The 25,743-nt window shown below is 53.1% G+C and carries 26 protein-coding genes; 19 read left to right on the top strand and 7 right to left on the bottom strand.

Translation table 11 applies throughout. From position 1 onward, the window contains the following. Window positions 1–16: 16 nt before the first annotated feature. Both K0I31_RS15060 and K0I31_RS15055 read right to left on the bottom strand, forming a co-directional pair. On the bottom strand, window positions 17–937 hold the full coding sequence (locus K0I31_RS15060) for a ketopantoate reductase family protein (RefSeq protein ID WP_220078898.1): 921 nt from the start codon (window positions 935–937) through the stop codon (window positions 17–19). Next, a complete protein-coding gene (locus K0I31_RS15055) occupies window positions 934–1,314 on the bottom strand; it encodes a VanZ family protein (protein WP_011866691.1) in 381 nt (126 codons plus the stop codon). The genes K0I31_RS15060 and K0I31_RS15055 overlap by 4 nt, the downstream gene beginning before the upstream one ends. Before the next feature lie 408 nt (window positions 1,315–1,722). Between K0I31_RS15055 and K0I31_RS15050 the strand changes: the two genes are divergently transcribed. Next, window positions 1,723–2,208 carry a YajQ family cyclic di-GMP-binding protein gene (locus tag K0I31_RS15050; protein ID WP_011866690.1) on the top strand — a complete coding sequence of 162 codons (486 nt, stop codon included), beginning with the start codon at window positions 1,723–1,725 and terminating at the stop codon, window positions 2,206–2,208. Between the two features lie 116 nt (window positions 2,209–2,324). On the opposite strand, the gene K0I31_RS15045 is transcribed toward K0I31_RS15050, so the two are convergent. The 4 genes from K0I31_RS15045 to K0I31_RS15030 all read right to left on the bottom strand — a co-directional run bounded on the left by K0I31_RS15045 (window position 2,325) and on the right by K0I31_RS15030 (window position 5,581). After that, complete coding sequence (locus K0I31_RS15045; RefSeq protein ID WP_220078897.1) at window positions 2,325–3,746, bottom strand: AmpG family muropeptide MFS transporter; 1,422 nt, start codon at window positions 3,744–3,746, stop codon at window positions 2,325–2,327. 145 nt (window positions 3,747–3,891) lie between these two features. Beyond that, a complete protein-coding gene (locus K0I31_RS15040; RefSeq protein ID WP_011866688.1) occupies window positions 3,892–4,224 on the bottom strand; it encodes a hypothetical protein in 333 nt (110 codons plus the stop codon). A 186-nt stretch (window positions 4,225–4,410) separates the two neighbouring features. Further along, window positions 4,411–4,995 (bottom strand): peptidylprolyl isomerase, encoded by a 585-nt coding sequence (locus K0I31_RS15035; RefSeq protein WP_011866687.1) that lies wholly within the window; start codon window positions 4,993–4,995, stop codon window positions 4,411–4,413. Between the two features lie 19 nt (window positions 4,996–5,014). After that, on the bottom strand, window positions 5,015–5,581 hold the full coding sequence (locus K0I31_RS15030) for a YajG family lipoprotein (protein ID WP_220078896.1): 567 nt from the start codon (window positions 5,579–5,581) through the stop codon (window positions 5,015–5,017). A 201-nt stretch (window positions 5,582–5,782) separates the two neighbouring features. Here K0I31_RS15030 and K0I31_RS15025 point away from each other — a divergent pair, with 201 nt between their 5' ends. Continuing rightward, a complete protein-coding gene (locus K0I31_RS15025; protein WP_220078895.1) occupies window positions 5,783–6,835 on the top strand; it encodes a DUF2804 domain-containing protein in 1,053 nt (350 codons plus the stop codon). Between the two features lie 87 nt (window positions 6,836–6,922). Further along, window positions 6,923–7,825, top strand: coding sequence for a sterol desaturase family protein (locus tag K0I31_RS15020; RefSeq protein WP_220078894.1), 903 nt, complete (start codon window positions 6,923–6,925; stop codon window positions 7,823–7,825). 189 nt (window positions 7,826–8,014) lie between these two features. Here K0I31_RS15020 and K0I31_RS15015 read toward each other — a convergent pair whose 3' ends face one another. After that, complete coding sequence (locus K0I31_RS15015) at window positions 8,015–9,220, bottom strand: methyltransferase (RefSeq protein WP_220078893.1); 1,206 nt, start codon at window positions 9,218–9,220, stop codon at window positions 8,015–8,017. Window positions 9,221–9,330: 110 nt separating this feature from the next. Between K0I31_RS15015 and K0I31_RS15010 the strand changes: the two genes are divergently transcribed. The 16 genes from K0I31_RS15010 (at window position 9,331) to K0I31_RS14935 (ending at window position 25,658) form a co-directional block, all read left to right on the top strand. After that, window positions 9,331–9,978, top strand: coding sequence for an alpha-ketoglutarate-dependent dioxygenase AlkB family protein (locus tag K0I31_RS15010; protein WP_220078892.1), 648 nt, complete (start codon window positions 9,331–9,333; stop codon window positions 9,976–9,978). A gap of 129 nt (window positions 9,979–10,107) precedes the next feature. Beyond that, window positions 10,108–10,611: an ACT domain-containing protein gene (locus K0I31_RS15005; protein ID WP_011866681.1), complete on the top strand. Its 504-nt coding sequence runs from the start codon at window positions 10,108–10,110 to the stop codon at window positions 10,609–10,611. Between the two features lie 125 nt (window positions 10,612–10,736). Then, complete coding sequence (locus K0I31_RS15000; protein WP_144203703.1) at window positions 10,737–11,036, top strand: BolA family protein; 300 nt, start codon at window positions 10,737–10,739, stop codon at window positions 11,034–11,036. Window positions 11,037–11,310: 274 nt separating this feature from the next. Then, window positions 11,311–11,820, top strand: a complete 510-nt coding sequence (luxS, locus tag K0I31_RS14995; protein ID WP_011866679.1) for an S-ribosylhomocysteine lyase — start codon at window positions 11,311–11,313, stop codon at window positions 11,818–11,820. A gap of 601 nt (window positions 11,821–12,421) precedes the next feature. Continuing rightward, window positions 12,422–13,756, top strand: a complete 1,335-nt coding sequence (locus K0I31_RS14990; protein WP_220080873.1) for a Na(+)-translocating NADH-quinone reductase subunit A — start codon at window positions 12,422–12,424, stop codon at window positions 13,754–13,756. Continuing rightward, window positions 13,756–14,955, top strand: a complete 1,200-nt coding sequence (locus K0I31_RS14985; protein ID WP_144203705.1) for an NADH:ubiquinone reductase (Na(+)-transporting) subunit B — start codon at window positions 13,756–13,758, stop codon at window positions 14,953–14,955. Before K0I31_RS14990 ends, K0I31_RS14985 begins: the two co-directional genes overlap by 1 nt. Beyond that, window positions 14,948–15,742 (top strand): Na(+)-translocating NADH-quinone reductase subunit C, encoded by a 795-nt coding sequence (locus K0I31_RS14980; protein WP_011866676.1) that lies wholly within the window; start codon window positions 14,948–14,950, stop codon window positions 15,740–15,742. Before K0I31_RS14985 ends, K0I31_RS14980 begins: the two co-directional genes overlap by 8 nt. Then, window positions 15,742–16,374, top strand: a complete 633-nt coding sequence (locus tag K0I31_RS14975) for an NADH:ubiquinone reductase (Na(+)-transporting) subunit D (RefSeq protein WP_011866675.1) — start codon at window positions 15,742–15,744, stop codon at window positions 16,372–16,374. The genes K0I31_RS14980 and K0I31_RS14975 overlap by 1 nt, the downstream gene beginning before the upstream one ends. Window positions 16,375–16,379: 5 nt before the next feature. Then, window positions 16,380–16,988: an NADH:ubiquinone reductase (Na(+)-transporting) subunit E gene (gene nqrE / locus K0I31_RS14970; protein WP_011866674.1), complete on the top strand. Its 609-nt coding sequence runs from the start codon at window positions 16,380–16,382 to the stop codon at window positions 16,986–16,988. A 48-nt stretch (window positions 16,989–17,036) separates the two neighbouring features. Continuing rightward, complete coding sequence (nqrF, locus tag K0I31_RS14965) at window positions 17,037–18,284, top strand: NADH:ubiquinone reductase (Na(+)-transporting) subunit F (RefSeq protein WP_011866673.1); 1,248 nt, start codon at window positions 17,037–17,039, stop codon at window positions 18,282–18,284. 105 nt (window positions 18,285–18,389) lie between these two features. Further along, a complete protein-coding gene (locus K0I31_RS14960; RefSeq protein WP_220078891.1) occupies window positions 18,390–19,406 on the top strand; it encodes an FAD:protein FMN transferase in 1,017 nt (338 codons plus the stop codon). A 168-nt stretch (window positions 19,407–19,574) separates the two neighbouring features. Continuing rightward, window positions 19,575–19,799, top strand: coding sequence for a (Na+)-NQR maturation NqrM (gene nqrM / locus K0I31_RS14955; protein WP_011866671.1), 225 nt, complete (start codon window positions 19,575–19,577; stop codon window positions 19,797–19,799). A gap of 285 nt (window positions 19,800–20,084) precedes the next feature. Beyond that, window positions 20,085–20,558, top strand: a complete 474-nt coding sequence (bfr, locus tag K0I31_RS14950) for a bacterioferritin (protein WP_011866670.1) — start codon at window positions 20,085–20,087, stop codon at window positions 20,556–20,558. 10 nt (window positions 20,559–20,568) lie between these two features. Next, window positions 20,569–21,036, top strand: a complete 468-nt coding sequence (gene bfr, locus K0I31_RS14945) for a bacterioferritin (RefSeq protein WP_011866669.1) — start codon at window positions 20,569–20,571, stop codon at window positions 21,034–21,036. Between the two features lie 167 nt (window positions 21,037–21,203). Beyond that, window positions 21,204–22,283: a DNA polymerase IV gene (gene dinB, locus K0I31_RS14940; protein ID WP_220078890.1), complete on the top strand. Its 1,080-nt coding sequence runs from the start codon at window positions 21,204–21,206 to the stop codon at window positions 22,281–22,283. An 867-nt stretch (window positions 22,284–23,150) separates the two neighbouring features. Further along, window positions 23,151–25,658, top strand: a complete 2,508-nt coding sequence (locus K0I31_RS14935) for a TonB-dependent receptor (RefSeq protein ID WP_220078889.1) — start codon at window positions 23,151–23,153, stop codon at window positions 25,656–25,658. The last annotated feature ends 85 nt before the right edge of the window (window positions 25,659–25,743 follow it).

Genomic DNA, 25,743 nt, shown 5'->3' with positions numbered 1-25,743 from the left:
CGCTTAATGCTCGGAGTTAGTCGCCCCGCTCGAGAGATTTTAGCTGGTGGTAGATGGCCTGGTTGGCCGGTGTGGCTATGCCGTGCTCGGCGGCGCGGCTCAGCAGGTAGCCGGTGATCGCCTCTATCTCCGTCTGGCGGCCATGGTGGATATCCTGATGCATGGAGGAGTAGTTGCTAGCGGTAAGCTGGATCACCTGATAGACGCGCTCGGTCAGCTGCGCTTGCTCCAGTGCTATCCCATCGGCGTTTGCCACGGCAACCACCTCCTGGACAAGTGCAGCTATGCATGGTTCGAATTCAGCACCGGCTAGCTTGCCGTTACGGCAGTCGTTGATGGCGGTCAGTGGGTTGATGGCGATATTGATGGCGAGTTTTTGCCACAGCATGGGCAGAATCGGTTCGCACCACTCGCTGTTGTGGATCGCCCCGAGCAGCGCTTGGCGCAAATTGTCCGCAAGTCTCGGTCCCTGAGCGTGACCAACTTGGGTCAGCCCGGCACCGGTTTGTTTGATCTGCCACCTCCCCAGTTTCAGGGCGCCTTGGGAGGTAGTTCCAAGGCTTAGGCCGCGACCTGCTAGATGGGGCGCCACGCTAAGGTGTGGGCCCAGGCCATTGTGCAGCAAGAGTATGTGGGCATCGGTCGGGAGGGCATCTAATAATGGTAGCAGGGCCGCCTCGACCTGATAGGCCTTGACGCAGACGATAAGCAGCTCGCAGCTGGCCAGCATTGATTTGTCGATAAACTGCGCCTGGCGTTTAATTGTCTCGCCTTCGAGATTGGTGAATTCCAGCGTCTGGCTATCCGCGCTTGCGTCTCTACCCAGCAGCGCGGGCGAGAGTCCATAGGCTGATAGCTGGTGGAAGATCAGCTGACCTATGGCGCCGGCGCCCAGGATCACTATCTTACCCGTATGAGTCATATCACTTGTCGTCATGACTGGGTCTTAGCCCGGGTTTTACCGATCACGGCGGCCTTAATATAGCGGCGGTAGAGCCAGAGGCCGAAGTAGAACAGCAACACACCCACCATGTCGGCGATGAAATCGGCGCTGGAGGCGCTGCGATAGGGCAGGCGCGACTGCACCAGTTCGATAAAGAGGGCATAGCCGGCCAGTATGCCTGCCAGGCTGTACCACTTAGGCTCGAAGGCGAGATGGGTCAATAGCGCCAGACAGAAGAAGCTGCCCAGATGGCCAAGCTTATCCATGTGCGGGATCACTTGTGGGTAGTTAGGGCGGGAGAATACCAGGTAACTGATCACTATGATGGCAAGAAGAAGCGCTATCTTAAAAAAGGTTTTTCGAGAATTCACGGGTCGTTTAGGTTAAGTGGTTTTGCCCAATCATAGGAAAATGTCATCTTAAAGTCATTAAGAAACGCCTGTTGTAATATTAAGAATTTTTGGCGCTCACAGGCCCGAGCGGGTAAACTAGCGGGCAGATAAAGTGGTTAGGGCCTGTTGAACTTCTAAGTTTAATTTTTGTTCATTCTAAACGCGTTTTGCGCGAGGCGAGAGCTATGAAGCATAGTTACTCTATGTGAATTGCAGCACGCGTTTAGATGAACCCGTTGGGAAGCGTTTGTAGGCCATTTCTACGGCGTTATCGCCAGTTTGTGTAGGATACTACACGACACAGGCTCTACCTTGTATAAATCACCTGCAAACTGCTGCAAAAACAAACAGCAAAGATCAACAGGCCCTAAATAGAGGATGATAAATATGCCTTCGATGGATATCGTATCGGAAGTAAACGAAGTTGAACTGCGTAACGCGGTAGACAATACGCGCCGCGAACTGGATAGCCGTTTCGATTTTCGCGGTGTCGAGAGCGAAGTCTCCTATAAAGATCATCAGGTGACTCTGTCATCTGAGTCTGATTTCCAGTGCCAGCAGATGGTCGACATGCTGCGCAATCAATTGAGCAAGCGTAACGTGGACCCAGCCTCTATGGATGTTGCCGAGAAAGCGATTCACAGTGGCAAGACCTTCTCGCTCAAGGTGACCTTTAAAGAGGGGATCGACAGCCTGGTGGCCAAGAAGCTGGTGAAGCTGATTAAAGACAGCAAGCTTAAGGTGCAGGCCGCCATTCAGGGCGACTCGATTCGAGTGACTGGCAAGAAGCGTGACGATCTTCAGGCGGTGATGGCGATTGCCCGAGAATCGGATCTGGGCCAGCCGTTCCAGTTCAATAACTTCAGAGACTAAATCTCGCCTGCTTCAATTTAAGAAGCGTTAAGATTTGAATAAAAAGCCCCGCCGATGAGCGGGGCTTTTTATTGCCTGTTATCGAGACGAGTGAGCTTTGGGTGCTAGCCTCTTGCCTACTGGTCTCTCGCCTGCTGGCCATTAGGTGAGTCCAGAGACTCGGCCTGCTCGTCGCCGTTGGGATGGGGGGCGTATTTCTGCACCAAGACAATCAGCCCCAGCACAGGGAAGCCGATGACGCTGGCGGCGACGAAGAAGTTCACATAGCCGTAGGCATCGATATATTGGCCCGAGAAGCCCGCCACAAACTTGGGAAACAGCAGCATGATGGAGGAGAGCAGGGCATACTGAGTCGCGCTGTAGCCACTGCTGGTCAGGCTGGAGAGATAGGCGATAAAGGCGGCGGTGGCGACGCCGGCGCTGAAGTTGTCTATGGAGATCACCACAGTCAATAGCTCTAGGTTGTAGCCGATCATCGCCTGATAGGCGAAGAGCAGGTTGGTGACTGCCACCATGAAGGCGCCTAAGAAGAGGATCTTCATGGTGCCGTAGCGGGCCAGCAGCATGCCGCCGGCGCCAGCGCCCACCAGGGTCATGATTAAGCCATACACCTTACTGAGGGTGGCTATCTCCGTCTTAGAGAAGCCCATGTCCACATAGAAGACGTTGGCCATGATCCCCATGACGATGTCCGAGATCCGGTAGCAGGAGATCAGTAGCAGGATCAGTATGGCGCTGCGGCCGTAACGCTTAAAGAAATCGATGAAGGGCAGTATGCTGGCGGTATAGAGCCAAGAGGCTGCGGCGGCCACGGGCCTGGGGTAGCGCTCAGATAGGCTATGCTTCAGGTCTGATTCTATCTGGTCCGCCTCCTTGGCCTCGACCTTGGGCTCGGGGCTCAATAGTGTGGTGAAAATACCGATAAACATCAGGCCCGCCATGACTAGGTAGGCAGTTTGCCAGGAGGCAAGATCATAGCTCTCGCTATTGGGGTCGACCCAGGCGGCAATGGTCAGGGCGCCGGCGGTGGCGACAATCATGGCGCTACGATAGCCCACCTGATAGGCGGCGGCGAGGGCGGCCTGCATCTTCTGCGGCGCTGATTCGATACGAAAGGCATCGATCACAATATCTTGGGTGGCCGAGGCAAAGGCGACCATGAGGGCGAATAGCGCCAGGCGCTCCAGGTCGGCCAGGGGGTCACTCTGGCTCATGCCTAAGATGGCGACCACCAACAGCATTTGGGCGAAGAGCATCCAGCCGCGGCGTCGTCCTAATATTTGCGTGAAGAGGGGCAGCGACATGCGATCCACCAAAGGCGACCAGGCCCACTTAAAGCCATAGGCGAGGGCTATCCAGCTGAAGTAGCCGATGGCGGTGCGATCTATGCCTGCTTCCCGCAGCCAGAAGGAGAGGGTGGAGAACACCAGCATCAAGGGGAGGCCGGCGGAAAAGCCGAGAAACAGCAGGATCAATACCCGCTTGTGAAAATAGATGGTGAGGGCGTCTCGCAATCGGGAAACTCGGGATGCAATCAAAATAGCAGTCGGCGTTGTCAGGCTAGGTGGGGTTAGCTTAAACGCTGGCGCCGCAAATAAAAAGTGAAAAATCCGTCATGAAAAAAGCCCAGTCCCGAAAGACTGAGCTTGGCTTTTTTTCGACTTATCTTAATAAAGATAGTCGCTATGACATTGAGCTTGGCCTGGTACCGACACAACAACTTGGGCAGGTGCCACCGAGACTGAGAAAATCGCAGCAATCGTCTATCTGCTTTCGCAAGAACTGATTGCCCCGTATGGTCCAGTCGGGCCACCTGTCGAAGGCGTGTATCAAGTGCCAAAACACTCGCTCGATATCGGTTTGCGCATCACCCTGATGATTGAACTGTGCCCACTCTTCAAGGGTGTCCCATAAGTAAAGCTGGATCTCATTGAAATCGAGTTGATTATTTAAAAACGCTTTTCCATATTGAGCCAGCTGGGGCGCTTTATTATCGATGAACTCATTGGGTGTCATCGTCCGCCTCCTTGCTACTACAGGCCTAAGTATAGCCAGTGGATTGAACGCCAGTTGTCTGAGATAAAAAATTTAATGTTCTGATTTATGGCACTTTAATGAAAGAAACATCAATCTTGAATTAAAGTGCCATTAATTTTGAATGAATGCAAAGCCTTATAGGTTTTTCAAGCCAGCAGACACCATCTATTGCCTAGGTAGCAGGGTCGCCTTCTTGAGGATGATCGGCTGCACCGGGAAGTCGGGCCAGCCCAGCTTGGTATTGATCTGCGTCTCTACTTCGGCCATGGCTTCCAGCACTTCCATCCCCTCGGTGACTTCACCGAAGACGGCGTAACCCCAGCGACGCTTAGAGGGATCCAGACGCTTGTTGTCGCCGACGTTAAAGTAGAACTGGGCGGTCGCCGAGTGAGGATCGTCTTCGCGGGCCATGGCGATCGTGCCCAGGCCGTTGCTCAGGCCATTGCCCGACTCGTTAACGATAGGCTTGCCATAGGGCTTCTCTTCCAGCTTGGGATTGAGGCCGCCGCCCTGCACCACGAAGCCAGGGATGATGCGGTGAAACAGGGTGTTGTCGTAGTGGCCCTTGACCACATAGGTGAGAAAGTTATCTACCGTGATCGGGGCACGCTTACGATCCAGCTCGACCACTATATTACCCATGGTGGTTTCCAGTTTGACCTTGGGGTAGATGGTGTCGCTCTGAATGTCCAGTGCCTGCGCCAGGCCGGAAAAAGCGAGTAATAGTAGGGCGCCAAGCCAGATTCTCATGTGAACTTCCTTATCTTAGTTATTGTTGGATGAACTGATTGAGTTCGGGGTCGTTGATGATCTTTGCCGTCAGATCGCCGAGCAGATCGTTGACTGACAGCTCCAGGGTCGCAAAGTCTGCGCTAAAGGGACCCGACACCAGGTTACGGGCGGTATAGCGCTTGGTAAAGGTCTTGCTTTCGTTGCTGGCGATCACATTGATGATGATATCGTTGGTCGCCTGATAGCCGAAGGTAGTGTTGCTGACGTCGGTCAGCAGCTTTTCCAGTTGCAGCTGCATATGGTTCACCGAGCTTGGGTCGATGCGATATCCCGCCTTGGTAAAGCCGTCGCGAAACACCTGCTCCAGCTGACGACGGGGTGACTCAGATGGGCTCACCAGCCTGGCGGCATCCCCTTCATTATTAAAGCGGGCAATAAAGTTTGCCGAGCGGGTATCTATCATCTCGATGGCGATGGGCTTGGCCGGGACCCCTTGAGATTCAATCGCAGGCAGCTGCGGATTGAGCGCCATATGGGTCGGCGTATGAGAGGCGCAGCCAAACAGCAGGCCAGCACAGGCGATGATGGGAATAAATCGTTTCATAGCGGAAAATCATGCTGTAAAAAAGGTGGCATCAGCATACCAGAATCCTCATTGGATGCCAGTGGGCGACCTGTTTGTTAAGGCTTTGTTGCTCGCCGGGGTTTTAACTTAAACCAGAAAGCGTTAGAGTAAAAATTCCACTAAAAAGGCGCGGCCAAGTGGCCGTCAGCCAGATAACAAAGATAAGAAAGATAACAAGCAATGAAGATGGATATTCAATCCGGCGCGGTGCAGACCCTGGGGGCGCCGGATAGCCTGATCTCAAACTCGGGCCAGGTGCAATATGGTCACTTCGATGGCCCGATCAAATCCTTTGGCCTGGAGCACTTTCGCTATACCAATGTGATGGACAGGCCCGCCAGTCATCTCGCTCGGCATTTTCATTTCAAGCAGTTTCAGTTTGTCTCTGTGGTGACACCAAGGTACGTGATTGGGGTCGCCATCGCCGATATCCGCTACGCAGGCACAGGTTTCTGTTACCTTTATGACATCAAGGCCAATCAGCTGGTGGAAACCACCTGGCTCAAGCCCCTGGCCATGGGCTGCCAGCTGGCAGACTCCCCCTGGAATGGCCGGGCGCAGCTTGCCAGCGGCAAAGGGAAGGTGACCATAGAGATAGCCGACGGAATATGGCAGCTTAATGTCGACACGGCGCAGATCAAGGCCGAGTTGGTACTCACGCCTATGCCCCTTAGCCTGCCCATGGCCATGTGCAACCCGACAGGCTATAGCGGCTGGACCTATACCCAGAAGCACAACGGCCTCAAGGTAGGCGGCGGCCTCACCATTCATCATGAGCCACAGCCCCTCAACCGTGCCCTGGCGGGCTATGATTTTTCCGCCGGTTATATGCGCCGTGAGACCAGCTGGCGCTGGGCCAGTATCAATGGCTATCAGGGGGATGATTTGCTCGGCCTAAACCTGGCGGCGGGGGTGAATGAGACCGGCTGCAACGAGAATGTATTTTGGGTCAATGGCGAGCGTCATCTGCTGGGACCGGTGCATTTTGCCTTTAGCCGCGCGCCCCAAGAACATGACGATGCCAGCTGGCAGATAAGCTCCCAGGACGGCCGGGTGGTGCTCAACTTCCGCCCGCTGAATCGCCGCCAGGAGAAGCTCAATCTCTGGCTGCTGAAGAGCAACTTCAGGCAGTATCTGGGCTATTTCGACGGCGAGATCCGCGACGGCCTTGGGCGTACTCACCACATAGATAATCTGCTTGGCTTAACCGAAGATCACTTTGCACGCTGGTAGGGACTTTGCCCGCTGGTAGGGCGTGCTTAGGAAATAACTTAGGAAATACCTTAGGAAGTAACTTAGGGAATATAAAGGAATAATTAGATGGATTTTAATTCACTCATCGCGCACCCCGAGGTGCTGTTACTGGTGCTGGCGCCGCTGTTTTTTGTCTGTATCCTGGCCGAGTGGTATCTGGGAGATCGTCGCGGTCGCCTGCCCGATAATGCCCGCTATTATCTGCCCGAGGTGCTGTGTAACTTTACCCTGGCGGGCCTGCATCAGGGAGTGGATATTCTCACCGGGCTATTGATCGCCAAGCTTTATCTGTGGGCGTTCGACTGGCGTCTGCTGGATATTCAGATGGGACTGGGCAGCTTTATCGCGCTTATCATCGCCCAGGACTTTTGCTACTACTGGTTCCACCGCGCCAGCCACAGGGTGCGCTGGATGTGGGCGGCCCACGTGGCGCACCACAGCTCGGAGCGCATGAACTTCAGCACCGCTTTTCGGCAGAGCCTGATGTACCCCTTTGCCGGCATGTGGATCTTCTGGCTGCCACTGGTGGTGGTCGGCTTCGATCCTAACTGGGTGGTGTTTGTCGTGCTGCTTAACTTAGGACTGCAGTTTTTCGTCCATACCCAGGCGATCAAGACCCTTGGGCCCCTGGAGTGGCTGTTTAACACCCCGTCCCACCATAGGGTGCATCATGGACGCAATCCCCAATATATAGATAAGAACTACGCCGGCGTGCTGATCATCTGGGATCGCCTGTTTGGCACCTATGTAAAGGAAGAGGAGACGGTGGAGTACGGCATCACTAAGCCGGTGAACAGCTTTAACCCGCTGGTGGTTACCTTTAGCGAGTGGAAGGCGATGTTTAGCGAGGCCTTCGCGCCTGGGCTAAGCTTTAAGCAGCGCCTTGCCCTGATGTTTGCGCCGCCGGCGGCGCCCGAGCCGCAAGATGAGATTGCTGATGCCGAGCCCGAGCGTAAGCTTGCCTCATAAAAGCAAGGTTAATAAAAGCAAGGTTAATAAAAGAATCGCTTGGTGATCTAGAGGGAAGTAGTGTCTGACTAACCGCTAAGCTTCACTCATAAAAAAAACAGGGCCCAGGCCCTGTTTTTTGTGTCCGCAAGTTAAGTTACGCGCTGGTCAAGTGACTAGTTGGTCAGATTCGGCCTGCTGGCCGAACCATCAGCTTTGGTGGTCTGGCTCGTTCACATCTTTAACCGGTTTTACCGGCTCTTTCGCTGACTTGATGGCCCGCAAGATCACAAACTTGCCGTTAGAGGCGGCTGTTTCGCAGTTCTTAAAGATCCGCTTGAGCTTGACGTGGTAACCCAGATGACGATTGCCCACCACCTGCAACATGCCGCCAGGCCTGAGCTGGTGGAAGGCGTCTAAAAACATCTGCCAGGCGATATGATCTGTAATAGCCTCGCCCTGATGAAAGGGAGGATTACAGAGCACCAGATCCGGTTTCACCTCATCACCCAGGTGGGTCAGGCAGTCGTCCCAGTGAAAGTGGCCTTGAGTTTGTGGCTGCTCAGGATTATCGAGCTTGTTCGCCTGCCAGTTTTGTCTCGCCGAGGTGATGGCCATCTCTGAGTCATCCACGAAATGAACCTCAGCGTTCGGATAACACTGCTTGGCCCGCAGCCCCAGGATGCCGTTGCCGCAGCCGAGATCCACTATGGTGTCGAACTGGCCTTCAGGCAGATTGTCCAGCATGATGCGGGCGCCGATATCCAGCTTGTTGGCGGCGAAGACATTGCTGAGGTTGCTGATGCTGAGGTTAAACTCCTTCACCGGCCAGGTCACCTCGCTCGGCAAGGGCCTTGGTTTACCGTCGGCGATACAGGTGATCACCCGGGTCTTCTTCCAAGCCAGGCTGGCGCTGGCAGGCCCCAGATGCTTGGCGATGGTCTCCAGCAGCGCCTTATTGATCGACTTGGCCTTGGCGCCAATATACACAGGGGTGTTGGGCGCTAGCGACTGAGACAGGCGCTGCAGCTGGTGGATAAAGTAGTTGAGATTTTTCGGCAGCTTCATCAGCACCAAGTTTATGCCTTGGGGCGGCAGCTCGCGGCTGTTGAGCCAGGTGAGCTTGCTATCGCTTAGCCGATTAGCGTGGAAGTTTTGCAGTGTGCCTAGCTGACTCGTCTTAGCATCTGTCTCGACCCAGATAGGCCAGTCGGCCGCCTGGGCCGTGAGGGCGGCGCACAGGGCGCCGAAGCTGTCGTTGATGACGGCGGTGTTATCAGCCTTCTGCTCAATCTCCTTTAGGTGTTTTATCAGGTGCTCGTCCGCCGCGTCCCAGGCCTGCAGGTTAGAGACCTGATTGGCGGGATAACGGGAGAGACTCAGCTCGATATCGGCAACGGAGAATTGAGTTGTCATGGCTAGGCTGCTACTTTGAAAATTGGGGCGGCGATTATCGCAGATTTGCTCCGCGAGGTATATGCCTGGCGATGTGTGAGTTAGGTGACTAGGCGAGTAGGAAGCGACAGATGCAACAGCAAGGGTTTGGGTTTGAAGATATTGGCGACGAGGCCAAAGATGTAGGGGCTGACAATCAACCGACTCCTAGGCCGACTATTACCCTGATCCCTGGGTATCTCAATCAGGCCCAGCAAGGCGCCTTGCTTGATGAGGCCGAGCATTATCCCTTCAGCCGACCAGAGATCACTCTCTTTGGCCGCACCCATCCCATCCCCAGACGTCAGGTATGGTTTGGCGACGATGGCTGCGATTATCTCTATTCCGGCCTCTTCATTCGCGCCGAGCCCTGGCCCAAGTATGCCCTGCGCCTGCGGCAGAAACTGCAGCGCGACTTTGGCCTGGTAAGCAATGGCGTGCTGGTCAACCATTATCGTGACGGCGGCGATACCATGGGCTGGCACAGCGATGATGAGGCCGAGATCGTCCCGGGTTCGGATATCGCCTCAGTGACACTCGGGGCCAGTCGCTCTTTCTTTCTGCGTCATACTCAGAGTAACACCAAGGTCGAGCTGATGCTCAATAGCGGCGATCTGCTGATCATGCACTGGCCCATGCAGTCGAGCTGGCAACATGCGCTGCCCAAACGAGCCAAGGTAACCCAGCCTAGGCTAAACTTGACCTATCGGCATTTAATTCCACACTTTCATCAGGGGTAAAGTGATCGCGCCGAGGCGGGAAGTGTAAGCTAGCTCTCACCTTTGCAGGGATGAAAGTTTTATTCTCATCGTGAGCAGGTGTGTCGCACAATGTCTGTGTGACCCTATCACCACCAGAAGGAGTTGCTTATGAATAAGATGTTCGTGACCACGGTAACGGGTATTGTCACCCCTGGGGTGGTGAAGGCGATGGCTAATCTGACCCGCGAGGCGGGTGGCGAGTGGTTAAGCAGCAAGGTGATCAAGATGGATGCCTGGTTTGCCGCCTTGATGAAGGTAGCGATCGCCGGGGATAAGGTCGCCTCACTGCAGGCCGATTTTGTGCAGCAGTTCCCCGAACTTGTCTTTAGCTTCAGCGACATGGCCGAGGTATTGAGCGAACACACCCGCAGCCTGAGATTTAATGTGGACTGCTCAGACAGGCCGGGGCTGACGCGGGAGATCGTCGATATCCTCTCTAACCTGGATCTCGAGGTGGAGCAGATGGAGTGCAACCGGGTCCATGTCTCTACCCTGGGACAGACGGTATTCTCTGCCAAGTTGGCCGTTTCCGTGCCCGATGAGATCAGCGGCGACAGCATTATCGAGCTGTTGGAAAACGTCTCCCAAGATGCCAGAGTCAGCCTGACCTAAGCTAGAGGCAAGGGCTGTGGGTTAAGTGATCGCCTGCGGAGTCTGGGTGATGGAGAGTTGATCTTTGTTGCCACTCACAGTACTCTGCGGCCACTTAAGTTTTCTATTCGATAGAGACGATAGCCATGTCAGTAAAACAGCAGATAATCGATACGCTCACCCAAGTCTTAGCCCCTGTGCATCTTGAGGTGATCAACGAGAGCGACAACCACCATGTGCCGCCAAATTCAGAGACCCATTTTAAGGTGATCGTCGCCAGCGCCGTATTCGAGGGCCAGCGTCTCATCGGTCGTCATCGAGCAGTCAACGAGGCGCTCAAGGCGCAGTTCGACGCCGGGCTGCATGCCCTGTCTATGCACACCTTTACGCCCGAAGAGTGGGACCAAGAGGTGCAGGTGCCTAACTCGCCCAAATGTAAGGGCTAAAAGCGTAACGGCTAAAGGTGTAAGGGCTCAACCCTAGCAATCGGCCCTAATGACCCATACGATTGCGCCATACAAAGACCACAGTGGGTAACCGCCGCTGTGGTTTTTTGGTATTAAGGCCTTGAGCTAAGTTCACTTTACTTTCCCCGGTACCTACCGCATATTGTGTAGGTCTATCGCGGAGCGAGGGAAAGCCCTGCCACCGCACGCCATACTGGTGCTCAGTATGTTGGCAAGTAGATAGTTTGAGCATCACCATTTTGGGAGAATAATAATGCCGTTACTCGATAGCTTCACCGTAGATCATACCCGCATGAACGCCCCTGCCGTTCGCGTCGCCAAGACGATGACCACCCCCAAGGGCGATACCATTACCGTCTTCGATCTGCGTTTTTGCGTGCCCAACAAGGAGATCCTGAGCGAGCGCGGCATTCATACCCTGGAGCATCTCTTTGCCGGCTTTATGCGTGACCATCTCAACAGCGATCGTGTCGAGATCATCGATATCTCGCCCATGGGTTGTCGCACCGGTTTCTACATGAGCCTCATCGGCACGCCGAAGGAGGCCGAAGTGGCCGAGTGTTGGTTGGCCGCCATGGAAGATGTGCTCAAGGTCAAGCAGCAGTCTGAGATCCCTGAGCTGAACGAATACCAGTGTGGCACCTATGAGATGCACTCTTTGGAGCAGGCCAAGGAGATCGCCAAGAACATCATCGCCGCCGGGGTGAATGTGAATCGCAACGACGACCTGAAACTCAGCGATGAGATCCTAAAGGGTCTGTAACTTCGCCTCGGAATTAGACGTCATCAGAGTGGCAATCTGAGTACTAATCTGAGTACTAATCTGACTGGAAAATGTCATAAAAAGCAGCTTAGGCTGCTTTTTGGCTATCTGTATCTTCTTTTTAGCGGTCGGTGGCAGTGTGCATCTGGCTCGTGATGCTCAAATAGACGCCGACTTCTGCCTGAGTTTGGCTTATGAGGTGGTTAAACTTTAGTCGAACAGTCCGGCTTTTCGCCGATTTTTTATGCGTTAAAAAGAGGTGAAAAAAAGCACGTTTTAGGGGGCGATTTTGCTTCGCAAATCCATATAACCCTGCTAGGACAGGGGGCTAAATTAATTTCCGTTTACCTAAATCATAAAAATCTCTCGAACTGTGATCTACTCCTCACCTTAAAAATCCCCGCATCCCTTTTAAAACACCCGTATTTTTCATGGCGATAAGCAATTATTTACGGTAAAATGCGCCCGACCAGCGTGATTGCGATCGCATTTCTGTAATAAATCTGCGCTAGCTCAATGCGATAGCTGATGTTTGAAATCTATCTCATTTAGCAGGAACGCGACGCATTATCTTTCCTTCATAAACGTAGTGCTTGTGGATATGATTACAATAAAGAAAGGATTGGACCTGCCTATAACAGGCGGACCAGAGCAAGTTATCCATAATGGCCCAGCCATTAAACACGTAGCTACTTTGGGTGAAGAGTATATTGGCCTGCGCCCCACGATGAAGATCAAAGTGGGTGATAAAGTGCAGAAAGGTCAGGTGATTTTTGAAGACAAAAAGAATCCTGGCGTTAAATATACTGCTTTAGCCAGTGGCACCATCTCAGAAATTAACCGGGGCGCCCAGCGTGTTCTTCAGTCTGTCGTCATCGAAGTAGAGGGAGACGACAGCGTTTCTTTCGCTAAGTACGATGCCGCAGCGTTAGACACCCTAGAGCCGCAACTCGTACGCGACAACCTGATCGAATCAGGTATGTGGCCTGCATTGCGCACGCGTCCTTTCAGCAAAGCACCAGCAGTTGACTCAACGCCTGCCGGTATTTTTGTGACCGCTATCGACACCCAACCGCTTGCTGCCGATCCTGCCGTTATCATTAACGAGCACAAGGAAGACTTTGCCAATGGCTTAAGAGTCCTTGCACGATTGACAGAAGGTAAGGTGTATCTGTGTAAGGCGCCAGGAGCCGATATTCCTGCGGCCAACGCACAAGTCGAAGAGTTTGCCGGTCCGCACCCTGCGGGTCTTGCTGGCACTCATATCCATTTTGTTCTGCCTGCATCGGCTAAACGCACCGTTTGGCATGTTGGCTATCAAGATGTGATCGCAATCGGTCAACTATTTACTACTGGTGAGCTAAACACTCAGCGCGTGGTAGCGATTGCGGGTCCTAAAGCCCTTAAGCCTAGACTCGTACGCACACACAGTGGCGCCTCTATTGCCGAGCTAACTGCCGGTGAAACTGCCCAAGGCGATGTACGCGTTATCGCAGGTTCTGTGCTTTCTGGTAAGACAGCCACTGGCCCACAAGCCTACTTGGGACGTTTCTTCAACCAGGTTTCTCTGCTTGAAGAAGGCCGCGAACAAGAATTTATCGGCTGGGCCATGCCTGGTGCCAACAAGTTCTCTATCACGCGCGCTTTCCTGGGTCACCTGTCACCGTCTCGTCTGTTTAACATGACGACCAGCACAGGGGGCTCTGACCGTGCCATGGTGCCTATCGGCAACTATGAGCGTGTTATGCCTCTCGACATTCTTCCTACCATGTTATTGCGTGACCTGGTGTCAGGCGATACCGACGGCGCAGCTGCCTTAGGCGCGTTAGAGTTAGACGAAGAAGATTTGGCACTATGTACTTTCGTATGTCCTGGTAAGTATGACTACGCGTCGTACCTACGCGACTGCCTAGATACGATTGTGAGGGAAGGCTAATGGGCTTGAAACAGTTTTTCAAAAGTATTGAACCCCAGTTCGAAAAGGGCGGGAAATACGAGAAATGGTATGCGCTGTTCGAAGCGGCATACACGGTATTTTATACCCCAGGTCACGTAAACAAGGGTCGTACCCATGTGCGTGATAACTTAGACCTGAAGCGTATGATGATTACGGTTTGGGCCTGTGCATTCCCTGCGATGTTCGTGGGTATGTATAACGTGGGTCTTCAGGCACAAGATGCCTTGCTGGCTGGTTTTGCGACGCCGGATACCTGGCAAACTGCATTGTTTGGCCTGTTCGGTACTGAGCTGACGGCTGACTCGGGTGTTGCTGCTCTGATGTGGTACGGCGCCTGTTGGTTCCTGCCTATCTACGCGGTGACCTTCGCCGTGGGTGGTATCTGGGAAGTCCTATTTGCTACGGTACGTGGCCACGAAGTTAACGAAGGTTTCTTCGTTACCTCTATCCTGTTTGCCCTGACACTGCCGGCAACCATTCCGCTATGGATGGTGGCGCTGGGTATCACCTTCGGTGTGGTCGTGGCGAAAGAGATCTTCGGTGGTACCGGACGTAACTTCCTTAACCCAGCACTGGCTGGCCGTGCCTTCCTGTTCTTCGCTTACCCGCTAAACATGTCAGGCGACACCACTTGGGTGGTTGCTGACGGTTTCTCTGGTGCGACGGCGCTGAGCCAAGCGGCACAGGGCACTCTGGACTATGGCTTTAACCAAGCTTGGTGGGACGCCTTCCTAGGTTTCATTCCAGGTTCTGTTGGTGAAGTGTCTACGCTGGCGATTCTGCTAGGTGGTCTGGTCATCATCTATACCCGTATCGCGTCATGGCGCATCGTTGGTGGTGTGATGGTCGGTATGATTGCCGTCTCTCTGCTGCTTAACGCTATCGGTAGCGATACCAACCCTATGTTTGCGATGCCTTGGTACTGGCACATGGTACTGGGTGGCTTTGCCTTCGGTATGATGTTCATGGCGACTGACCCAGTTTCTGCGTCTTTCACCAACCAAGCGAAGTGGGCGTACGGTATTTTGATTGGTGCTATGGCCGTATTCATCCGTGTCATTAACCCTGCTTTCCCAGAAGGTATGATGTTGGCCATTCTGTTTGCCAACCTATTTGCGCCGCTATTCGACCACTTCGTGGTTCAAGCGAATATCAAGCGGAGGATTGCTCGTGGCTAGTAATAAAGATTCGTTCGGTAGAACGCTGTTTGTTGTTGTTGGATTATGTTTTATCTGTTCGGTATTCGTTTCTACTGCGGCCGTACTGCTTAAGCCAACTCAACAAGAAAACAAATTGCTTGATAAGCAAAAGTACATTCTTGAAGCCGCTGGCCTGGTAGACACTAAGTCTGGTGAAGTCAGCAAGGCTAAGATCCTTGAGACTTACGACAAGTATGTTGAAGCTAAGCTGGTTGACCTTAAGTCTGGTGACTGGGTTGAAGGCAACGCCGACACATTCGACACAGAGAAAGCGGCTCGCACCCTAGAGACCTCTTTCAAGCCTGAGCACGACATCGCTTCAGTTAAGCGTGTGGCGAACAAGGGCGTGGTTTACCTGGTACGTGATGACGCTGGCACACTACAGACAGTGATCATTCCGGTTAAAGGTTACGGCCTATGGTCAACCATGTACGCCTTCCTGGCCGTTGAGTCTGACCTGAACACAGTTCGCAGCTTGGTTTACTACGACTTTACCGGTTCGGGTGAAACTCCGGGCCTAGGTGGTGAAGTACAGAATCCTAAGTGGATCGCCAAGTGGAAGGGTAAGAAGCTTTATGATGACCAAGGCAACCTGGCTATCAAAGTGACTAAGAACCCTGCCGTTGCAGAGAGCGTTCACGGTGTTGACGCACTATCGGGTGCAACACTGACCAGTAACGGTGTACAGCACTCACTGGATTTCTGGTTGGGTAAAGAAGGTTTTGCACGTTTTCTTGAGAAGGCGCGCAACGGAGGACTGAGCTAATGGCTGACGCAAAAGAACTTAAACAGGTTCTGACTGGACCTATCATTAGTAACAACCCGATTGCGTTGCAGATCCTGGGTGTATGTAGTGCCCTGGCGGTAACCAGTAAGATGGAAACTGCTTTGGTAATGACCATAGCTCTGACTGCCGTAACGGCCTTGTCTAACTTGTTCATCTCTATGATACGTAACCACATTCCAAGCAGTGTGCGTATTATCGTTCAGATGACCATTATCGCTTCACTGGTGATCGTGGTTGACCAGGTACTGCAAGCTTATGCCTATGACGTGGCTAAGCAGCTGTCGGTATTCGTGGGTCTGATCATCACCAACTGTATCGTAATGGGCCGCGCCGAAGCTTACGCGATGAAGACGCCGCCTATGATGAGCTTCATGGACGGTATCGGTAACGGTCTGGGTTATGGTGCCATCTTGTTGTCAGTTGGCTTCGTGCGTGAATTGTTTGGTAACGGTTCGCTATTTGGTGTCGAGATCCTAAGCAAGATCTCTGAGGGTGGTTGGTATCAGCCAAACGGTCTGCTTCTGCTGCCACCAAGTGCGTTCTTCCTGATTGCATCGTTGATCTGGATTATCCGTACCATCAAGCCAGAGCAAGTTGAAGCAAAAGGATAAGCGTAATGGAACATTATATTAGTCTATTAATCCGTTCTGTTTTCATTGAAAACATGGCGTTATCCTTCTTCCTTGGTATGTGTACCTTCTTGGCTGTGTCTAAGAAAGTCACCACGGCCATGGGCTTAGGTGTTGCCGTAATCGTGGTATTGGCGATTTCAGTACCTGTTAACCAAATCATCTATCAGGGTATTTTGGCTCCGGGCGCCTTGGCCTGGGCTGGCGTACCCGATGCAGACCTGAGCTTCCTTAAGTTCATCACCTTTATCGGTGTGATCGCGGCGCTGGTTCAAATCCTTGAGATGGCATTGGATAAGTATTTCCCACCGCTATACAACGCGCTGGGGATCTTCCTACCGCTGATCACAGTAAACTGTGCGATTTTCGGTGCGGTTTCTTTCATGGTTGAGCGTGACTACAACCTGGGTGAAAGTTTAGTGTTCGGCATAGGTTCAGGTATCGGTTGGGCACTTGCGATTGTGCTGCTGGCCGGTATCCGTGAGAAGTTAAAATATGCTGATGTCCCTAATGGTCTGCGTGGTCTAGGTATTACCTTCGTGACTGCGGGTTTGATGGCGCTAGGTTTCATGTCGTTCTCAGGTGTGTCTCTGTAATAGAGACACCTTAACGGCTTCTGATTTTGAACCTTTAAGGATAAGTTAATGGGTATTATTGAATCTACTCCAATCGATGTATACCTCGGTGTGAGTATGTTTACAGCCATCGTACTGGTCTTGGTGTTGGTGATTCTGTTCGCCAAATCAAAACTGGTTCCGAGTGGTGATATTACTATCGGCATCAACCATGATGCGGATAAAGCAATTAAAACACCTGCGGGCGGCAAACTACTGGGCGCTCTGGCTAGTAACGGTATCTTCGTATCGTCAGCCTGTGGTGGCGGTGGTTCTTGTGGCCAGTGTAAGGTGATCGTTAAGTCTGGCGGCGGTGATATTCTGCCAACAGAACTCGACCATATCTCTAAGGGCGATGCCCGTAACGGTTGTCGTCTGTCTTGTCAGGTCAACGTTAAATCAGATATGGAGATCGAACTGGAAGAAGAGATCTTCGGTATCAAGAAGTGGGAATGCAGCGTTATCTCTAACGATAACAAGGCAACCTTCATTAAAGAGCTTAAGCTGGCTATCCCTGATGGCGAGTCTGTGCCTTTCCGTGCCGGTGGTTACATCCAGATCGAAGCGCCTGCGCACCATGTTAAGTACGCCGATTTCGACGTACCTGCAGAATACCGTGGTGACTGGGAGCACTTTGGCTTCTTCAAGCTAGAGTCTAAGGTTGACGAAGAGACAATCCGTGCGTATTCAATGGCGAACTATCCTGAAGAGGAAGGTATCATCATGCTGAACGTACGTATCGCGACACCGCCTCCACGTAACCTGTCACTGCCTTGCGGTAAGATGTCTTCATACATCTGGAGCCTGAAGGCTGGCGACAAGGTGACTATCTCTGGTCCATTCGGTGAATTCTTCGCGAAGGATACCGATGCCGAGATGGTATTCATCGGTGGTGGTGCAGGTATGGCGCCTATGCGTTCACACATCTTCGACCAGCTCAAGCGTCTTAAGTCTAAGCGTAAGATGAGCTTCTGGTACGGTGCGCGTTCTAAGCGTGAGATGTTCTACGTTGAAGACTTCGACGGCCTGGCGGCTGAGAATGATAACTTCGTATGGCACGTGGCTCTGTCTGATCCACAACCCGAAGATAACTGGGATGGTTACACAGGCTTCATCCACAACGTATTGTATGAAAACTACCTACGTGACCACGACGCGCCAGAAGATTGTGAGTTCTACATGTGTGGACCTCCAATGATGAACGCGGCGGTTATCGGTATGCTTAAAGATCTTGGCGTTGAAGATGAAAACATCCTGCTGGATGACTTTGGCGGCTAAGCAATCATTCTTGTGATATTATTGCCGTGATTATCGTGCTCCCTAAGGCGCCCAAAGGCCCTTAGGGAGTGTGTTACCGGGTTATCATTAAGGACAATGGTCAATATGTATAAGACCTTTATCAAGGGGTTAGTCCTGGCGGGACTAGCCTTTTTTATTTCGGCCTGTAGTCAACCTGTCAAGATGATCTCCATGTCTGGGCAGACCATGGGCACCACCTACCACATCAAATTTGTCGGCGACAAGCAGATGCCCGACGAGCAGCTGCTGCAGGCGGAGATCGACCTCGCGCTTGAGCAGGTGAACGATCAGATGTCCACCTATCGCAAAGACTCAGAGCTATCGCTTTTCAATCAGATGACGCTCGAATCTAGCCTGACGGTATCGCCAGACACGGCCAAGGTAGTGCAGACCGGTATCGACCTCTATCGCAAGACAGATGGTGCGCTGGACATCACCCTGGGCCCGCTGGTAAACCTCTGGGGCTTCGGTCCCGACAAGCGTCCGACTCGCGTGCCAAGCGCCGAGCTGATTGCCGAGACCAAGGCCAAGACGGGTATCGAGTATCTTAAGGTCGATGGCCTTAAGCTGAGCAAGACCAATCCTGCTCTGTATGTCGACCTTTCTTCCATCGCCAAAGGCTTTGGGGTCGATAAGGTGGCCAAGCTGCTGAGCAAGTATCAGCCCAAAGGTTATCTGGTGGAGATAGGCGGCGAGATCAGCCTCTTCGGTGTCAAGGCCGACGACAGCCCTTGGGTGATCGCCATAGAGCAGCCCGATGAGGATGAGCGCGTGGTGCAGCAGCTGCTGGAGCCTGGCAATATCGCCATGGCGACTTCGGGCGACTATCGCAACTACTATGAGGAGGAGGGGCAACGCTTCACTCATATTATCGACCCGCGCAACGGCTACCCGATCGACCATAAGCTTGCCTCGGTGACCGTACTAGCCAAGGAGAGCATGATCGCCGACGGTTACGCCACCGCCATGATGGTGCTGGGCACAGAGGCCTCGCTGGCGCTGGCCGAACGTGAGCATCTGGCCATCATGTTGATCGAGAAGCAAGCGCAAGGTTTCAAGGTCTACTATAGCGATGCCTTTAAGCCCTACGTGGGTTTGTGATAGAATAGCGTCCATCGGTGCGCCGGCCCGCTCAATATAGTGGCTAGGCGCACTCTTAAATGCAGTCTTGCATGTCGGTTGATTAGCTTGTCAACGAGCTAGTCGACTAGTTAGCGAATGGTTAGACACATAAGCGAAACAGCCACTTATGTGTATCTGGAGTCAGTGATGAGCACTTTTTTAGCGGCTTTTGTGGTATTACTACTGTTTTTCGTTCTTATGTCTATCGGCTACCTGGTGAAGCAGAAGGCGGTTGCCGGCAGCTGCGGTGGTCTGGGGGCTCTGGGTATCGAGAAGGCCTGTGACTGTGACGACCCATGCGATAAGCGTAAAGCGAAGATGGCCGAAGAAGAGGCCCGTCGCGAGAAGCTGGCCAAAGATCGTATCATCTAGCCCACGCCTGTGAGGCGTCATTATTAAAGGTCCCATTCGGGGCCTTTTTTTGTTACCCCTGTTTTTCATTACTCTTCTCCGAGACTCCTCTGCTCCTTAGCGCCTTGCGCTTATTCTCGGCCTTAACACGCTGGATTTATTATCTTTAATCGCCTTGGTAATCAAAGCGCGAATGAGAACGATTTTCTTTGATAACTGATTGAAACTTAATGTTTATTTGTAATTGGATGAAAATTGCTCTAGGCTTAAATATTGATTTAGATCAAATCTTACTAAGGAGATCAAATGAAGGGTCATCCGAACGTCATTCGTCAGTTAAACAAGATACTGACCTTCGAATTGACGGCCATCAACCAGTACTTCTTGCACGCACGCATGTACAAAAATTGGGGTCTGGAAGAGCTCAATGAGAAGTGCTACAAGAAGTCGATCAAAGATATGAAGCATGCCGACAAGTTGATCGAGCGGGTGCTGTTTCTCGAAGGCCTGCCTAATCTGCAACAGCTCGAGAAGCTGCGCATAGGTGAGAACCCGGAAGAGATGTTGCAGTGCGACAAGACCATGCTCGAAGAGCAGTTGGTCGAGCTGCGCAGCGTGATCGCCCTGTGTGAGACGGAGCGAGACTATGTGAGCCGCGAGATCCTCGAAGACCTGCTCGAAGATGAGGAGGAGTATCTGGACTGGATCGAGGCGCAGCAAGATCTGATTAAGATGACGGGCATTCAAAATTACCTGCAGTCGCAGATGGAATCTGAATAGGGAGAGAAGCATGAAAGGCAATCAGGAAGTGATCGACACCCTCAACAAGCTGCTCACCGGTGAGTTGTCGGCGATGGATCAATACTTTGTCCACGGCTTGATGTACGAAGACTGGGGGCTTAACGAGCTGCACGAGCGGATCTCCCACGAGTCTGACGACGAGCGCGAACACGCCAAGAAGCTGGTGCAGCGGATTCTGTTCCTCGAGGGCACGCCAGATGTGGCCAGCCGCGAGGCGCTGAATATAGGTAAAGATCCCCAGGAGATGCTGCAGAATGATCTCAACTATGAGTATCAGGTGGCGGCCAACCTACGTGAAGCCATCGCCCTGTGCGAGGAAAAGCAGGATTACGTCTCCCGTGAACTGTTAGAGGTCTTGCTGGAAGAGACAGAGTCTGATCATATGTACTGGCTAGAGAAGCAGCTGGGCCTCATCGACAAGATAGGTCTGCAGAACTACCTCCAGTCTAAAATGTAATAGACTGAGCCGATATAATGCATTAGCCATTCGACGCCACGAAACAGAGACAAAGCCACCTTAGGGTGGCTTTTTGCTGCCTGTCATCTGGCGTCTGGCTGCCGTTCATCGCGAAGTGATTGAATACTGTTTAAATGTACAGTATTCTTGGCGGTGGAGGTATTAAGGTGAAAAAGATTATTCATGTAGACATGGACTGCTTCTTTGCGGCGGTCGAGATGCGTGATTTTCCCGAGCTCAGGGGCAAGCCTATAGCCGTGGGCGGACGCAGCGATCGCCGCGGCGTCATCAGCACCTGTAACTACGAGGCGCGCAAGTTTGGCGTGCGCTCGGCCATGGCCTCCGCCTATGCCCTCAAGCTCTGCCCGGATCTCATCCTGGTGCCCGGACGCATGTCTGTCTACAAGGAGGTGTCGGCGCAGATCCGTGAGGTGTTTGCCCGCTACACTGAGCTGATCGAGCCGCTCTCCCTGGATGAAGCCTATCTGGATGTCAGTGACTGCACCCAACACCAGGGCTCGGCCACGCTGATCGCCGAGGCGATTCGCCGGGAGATCTTCGAGGTGACCGGGCTCACCGCCTCTGCCGGCATCGCGCCGGTGAAGTTTCTGGCCAAGATAGCCTCGGATCTCAATAAGCCCAACGGCCAGTATGTGATCACTCCGCAGATGATCCCCGAGTTTGTGAAGACACTGCCGCTGATTAAGATCCCCGGTGTCGGCAAGGTGACCGCCGCTAAGCTGGAAACCATGGGGCTGATTACCTGCGCCGACGTGCAGGCCTCTAGCCGTCAGAGCCTGATGGAGCGCTTCGGTAAGTTTGGTGGTGTGCTCTATGACAGGGCGCAGGGGATAGACCCCCGCGGCATCTCGCCCCATAGGGAGCGTAAGTCTGTCGGCGTCGAGACCACCCTGGCCAAAGATATCTACACCTATGAGCAGTGCCAGGCGGTGATGCCCCAGCTTATTCAGGAGCTGTCTGGGCGTATCAGTCGCAGCGCCAAGTCGCGTCGTATTCACAAGCAGGTAGTTAAGCTTAAGTTCGATGACTTCAAACAGACCACCATAGAGCAGCGCAGTGACGAGGTCTCGGTGAAGCTGTTTTACGACCTGCTTAAACAGGCGCTGGAGCGCCGCGCGGGTAGAGGCATCCGTCTGCTGGGGGTATCGGTCGGGCTCGAGAGCGAGGCTGTGGGAGCCGGGCTGGATGAGGAGGAGCATGGGGCGCAGATGGATCTCGGGTTTTAGCGTTAACCCTATTAACCCTATTAACCTTATTTGGCTCGTAGCTTGGACGGTTATTGCGCCAGGTTAGATTTTTGAAGCTTTACCCTTCATGGCAATCTAACGCCTGCCCGGCGGGGGTTGTGCAAGCACGCTTTGACACGGTGAGTGAAGCGCAGCTTCGCGCTCGCGAACGAGAGGCATGGATGCCGAACTGGCATTTAAACACGGATGTTATTTGAAGATGTCCCTATACGCTCCGCGGCGGTACTGACCGACATGGATGTTGGGAATGCCAAAAAATGTATGGAACATTTTTGGCCATGTCGCAGAGGGTCAAAAGCCTGCTTACACCTGTATCTTCTATCTCTTCGATTTGACCTTTTTTATTTCCAATGGTTTGGCGCGAATTGACTTTAACTCTTTGTAACAGCTCCGATGAGCTTGTTAGTTTGGGCCATCTATGGGCTGTTTTCCTCTCTCATTCATTGCGTTTGCCCTGATGTATTAGGGCCAGATTTGCTTAAAAAACGAGCCCCTACAAGGGGTAGGGGTTTTTAGGGGAGCTATGGGGGCAGATGAATGATTCATCATCACCATTATGAATGTTACACAATCATTATAATAAATTTAAAAATTGGTAACGCGCTCCATATACTCGATTCTTACAGTCTTTGCTTATGTTTGTGGCCTGATGTACCGCGGGGGGAATAGGTGCTATGGCAATAAATATTGCAGTTAGTGCAGGACTCGGTAGGGAGGTGCGGCTGATTTCCACATCGCCAACATCCTAATAAATATAAAACGTAATAAAGGAAGGATAGGATGATGGAAAAATACATTAAACCCAATCACTTATTACGCTCCCGAGCAGCAGTAAGTCGGAGCAACATGAAGCTAAGTTGTTTGGCCATGGCGGTTTTTGGGGCTATTTCAGGTCAAGTTTTAGCAGAGGAAGCGCAGGCGCCAGAAGAAGCGAAAGAGCAGAAGGCGAGCGCGTTCGAAGTCATCGAGGTGACGGCGCAAAAACGTGTGCAACGTATGCAAGATGTCGGCATCGCGATCTCCGCGTTTAAAGCCGATGAACTGGAAGATCTCGGTGCCTATCAGGCATCGGCTCTGGCGGAATTTATCCCTAACATGGAGGTCGCCGTCTCAGACGATAGCGGCATCCCTATCTTCGTGATCCGCGGTGTGGGTCTGCAGGACTACAACACCAACAACACGCCTAACACGGCCGTGGTCGTCGACGACGTCTATCAGCCCTATGGCATCTATAGCGCCTTCGCCATGTTCGATACCGATAGGGTAGAGGTGCTCAAGGGGCCTCAGGGCGGTCTGTATGGACGTAACTCTACCGGCGGCGCCATCTCTTTCTCTTCCAAGCGACCAGAGCTGGAGACCACGGAAGCCAATGTGGCGGTGGATTACGGTAACTATAATTCGCTCAACATCCGCGCCGGTGCCAGCCTGCCGCTGGGCGAGGTCGCCGCGGTGCGCCTCGCCGTGCAGTCAGAGACCAGCGACGGTTACTACTACAACACTTATCTGAATCGCGATCAGGGCGGCAAAGATAAGCAGCAGGCACGCTTCACCCTGCACTATGAGCCAGCCGATTATTTCGCAGCAGATCTCAGATATACCTATGGCCGTGACACTTCAGAGGCGTCGATCCCCGAGGTCACAGGCTTGCTGGACAGCAACGCCTACTGGGAGGGACCGCTGGCGGGCTTCCCTGGGCTGCCGTCGATGAATATTCCCTACAATCAGGATGGCACGCCGGCCTATTGTGACGCCGTGCTGCAAACCGGTATCCCGGATGCCAGCTGTATCAACATGAACCGCGCCAGCGCCGATGGCGACCCATACAGCGGCGCCGATGCCAGGGTGCACCCTAACGACGACACCTACCATTCTGTGTCGTTGAACATGAACTGGGATTTCTCCGACTACTCGCTGATCTCCATAACCAACTACACCCAGATGCAGTTTAAGCATCGCAACGGTGTCGGCTCGGTCGGTCTTGGCCCTGGTCAGGATCAAGAAGCCTGGGAGCAAGCCAGTCGCGATTATGGTCGCCTGAATGGCGGCGATCTCAACGAGATGTATGTCACCCAATATGACTCAGACACCAGCTCATGGAGCCAGGAGCTGCGCTTGCTGTCCAACTATGGTGGCGACTTCAACTGGATGGTGGGTCTGGTGTATGCCGAGGATAACCTGGACGACCTGAGAAACTGCTCCTTTGCCGCCAACGTCTATGCCGACTGGAAGCAGTTCCCGGGCTGCGGCACCATGGCCTATACCCAGGATACCGAGGTGACTTCAGGCTATGCCCAGCTCACCTATGCCATCAGCGACACCCTGTCGACTACTGTGGACCTGCGTTACACCCAGGAGAAGAAGGATTATGTCGGCGACGTGTTTGTCAACGACGGCACCTGGATCTGTACGGCCAATGGCCTTAACACCACAGACCCCGATAGCCCGACCTACTGTGCCAACTTCATCGGTTGGGACCCAGTTACCGGCCGCTACGATCTGGCGCGAGGCAACACGTCTCACTATGACGAGAGCGACCCGTCGTGGAAGGTTAACCTGGACTGGAAGGTCACCCCGGATACCCTCTTGTATGCCAGTGTGGGCAGCAGCTTTAAATCTGGCGGCTTCTTCGGTGGCTTCCTGACCAACCCTAACGCTATCCGCCCCTACAAGCCGGAGCGCAACAACGGGGTAGAGCTGGGCTTCAAGTCGACTCTGGAAGATTATCGCGTGCAGATCAACGGCGCGGCCTTCTATTACGACTACCGCGACTTCCAGTCGGCTATCCAGGAGGTTGACCAGTCAACCGGCGGCGTCTTCAACGGCCTGCGTAACCTGGGTGACGTCATCATGCAGGGCGCCGAATTGGATCTGCGCTGGATGGCGACCGAGGACTTCGAGATCCGCGCCGCTATCGGCCTGCTCGACACCGAAGTCGACAAGGTCACCAAGTTCGAGTCTGCCGACGTCGGTATCACCAACATCTTCGGTGAAGTGATCGACATTCAGGGTAACGAACTCAACAATGCGCCTAAGTTCAGCGGCAACCTGATCGCCCGTTATCACTATCAGCTCAGCGCCGAGCTGGAAGGTTTCATCCAGTTGGATGCCTCCTTCAAGGATGACTACTGGCTGTCTGTGTCTAACGAACCCATCTATCGCGAGAAGGGTTACACCCTGGTCAATATGCGTGCGGAGATCTTCAGCCCGGCCGACAACTGGAGTGTGGCTGTCTGGGGACGCAACCTGACCGACAAGACCTATCGCAACAGCTTCTATCTGGATGGTTTGGACAGTGGCTATAGCGAATATAACGCGCCGCGAACTTTTGGTGTGAGCCTGTCTTACAACTACTAGAGCACTGCTTTTCCCCGGCTTCCCTGACTTAAAGACTGCACACTGTCGTCAGGGAGCCGCTTTTTATTCCTTCCCTGGCGATGTG

The organism is Shewanella spartinae (genome assembly GCF_019457555.1).
GTDB classification, from domain to species: Bacteria; Pseudomonadota; Gammaproteobacteria; order Enterobacterales; family Shewanellaceae; genus Shewanella; species Shewanella loihica.
The sequence above is the reverse complement of the archived record's forward strand: the minus strand, read 5'-3'. Positions and strand labels throughout refer to the sequence as shown.

Excerpts from the sequence above, each read along its gene's own strand:
- K0I31_RS15060 (WP_220078898.1), bottom strand. The coding sequence starts at position 937 with ATGACGACAAGTGATATGACTCATACGGGTAAGATAGTGATCCTGGGC.
- K0I31_RS15050 (WP_011866690.1), top strand. The coding sequence starts at position 1,723 with ATGCCTTCGATGGATATCGTATCGGAAGTAAACGAAGTTGAACTGCGT.
- K0I31_RS15040 (WP_011866688.1), bottom strand. The coding sequence starts at position 4,224 with ATGACACCCAATGAGTTCATCGATAATAAAGCGCCCCAGCTGGCTCAA.
- K0I31_RS15035 (WP_011866687.1), bottom strand. The coding sequence starts at position 4,995 with ATGAGAATCTGGCTTGGCGCCCTACTATTACTCGCTTTTTCCGGCCTG.
- K0I31_RS15030 (WP_220078896.1), bottom strand. The coding sequence starts at position 5,581 with ATGAAACGATTTATTCCCATCATCGCCTGTGCTGGCCTGCTGTTTGGC.
- K0I31_RS15025 (WP_220078895.1), top strand. The coding sequence starts at position 5,783 with ATGAAGATGGATATTCAATCCGGCGCGGTGCAGACCCTGGGGGCGCCG.
- K0I31_RS15020 (WP_220078894.1), top strand. The coding sequence starts at position 6,923 with ATGGATTTTAATTCACTCATCGCGCACCCCGAGGTGCTGTTACTGGTG.
- K0I31_RS15015 (WP_220078893.1), bottom strand. The coding sequence starts at position 9,220 with ATGACAACTCAATTCTCCGTTGCCGATATCGAGCTGAGTCTCTCCCGT.
- K0I31_RS15010 (WP_220078892.1), top strand. The coding sequence starts at position 9,331 with ATGCAACAGCAAGGGTTTGGGTTTGAAGATATTGGCGACGAGGCCAAA.
- K0I31_RS15005 (WP_011866681.1), top strand. The coding sequence starts at position 10,108 with ATGAATAAGATGTTCGTGACCACGGTAACGGGTATTGTCACCCCTGGG.
- K0I31_RS15000 (WP_144203703.1), top strand. The coding sequence starts at position 10,737 with ATGTCAGTAAAACAGCAGATAATCGATACGCTCACCCAAGTCTTAGCC.
- luxS (WP_011866679.1), top strand. The coding sequence starts at position 11,311 with ATGCCGTTACTCGATAGCTTCACCGTAGATCATACCCGCATGAACGCC.
- K0I31_RS14990 (WP_220080873.1), top strand. The coding sequence starts at position 12,422 with ATGATTACAATAAAGAAAGGATTGGACCTGCCTATAACAGGCGGACCA.
- K0I31_RS14985 (WP_144203705.1), top strand. The coding sequence starts at position 13,756 with ATGGGCTTGAAACAGTTTTTCAAAAGTATTGAACCCCAGTTCGAAAAG.
- K0I31_RS14975 (WP_011866675.1), top strand. The coding sequence starts at position 15,742 with ATGGCTGACGCAAAAGAACTTAAACAGGTTCTGACTGGACCTATCATT.
- nqrE (WP_011866674.1), top strand. The coding sequence starts at position 16,380 with ATGGAACATTATATTAGTCTATTAATCCGTTCTGTTTTCATTGAAAAC.
- nqrF (WP_011866673.1), top strand. The coding sequence starts at position 17,037 with ATGGGTATTATTGAATCTACTCCAATCGATGTATACCTCGGTGTGAGT.
- K0I31_RS14960 (WP_220078891.1), top strand. The coding sequence starts at position 18,390 with ATGTATAAGACCTTTATCAAGGGGTTAGTCCTGGCGGGACTAGCCTTT.
- nqrM (WP_011866671.1), top strand. The coding sequence starts at position 19,575 with ATGAGCACTTTTTTAGCGGCTTTTGTGGTATTACTACTGTTTTTCGTT.
- bfr (WP_011866670.1), top strand. The coding sequence starts at position 20,085 with ATGAAGGGTCATCCGAACGTCATTCGTCAGTTAAACAAGATACTGACC.
- bfr (WP_011866669.1), top strand. The coding sequence starts at position 20,569 with ATGAAAGGCAATCAGGAAGTGATCGACACCCTCAACAAGCTGCTCACC.
- K0I31_RS14935 (WP_220078889.1), top strand. The coding sequence starts at position 23,151 with ATGAAGCTAAGTTGTTTGGCCATGGCGGTTTTTGGGGCTATTTCAGGT.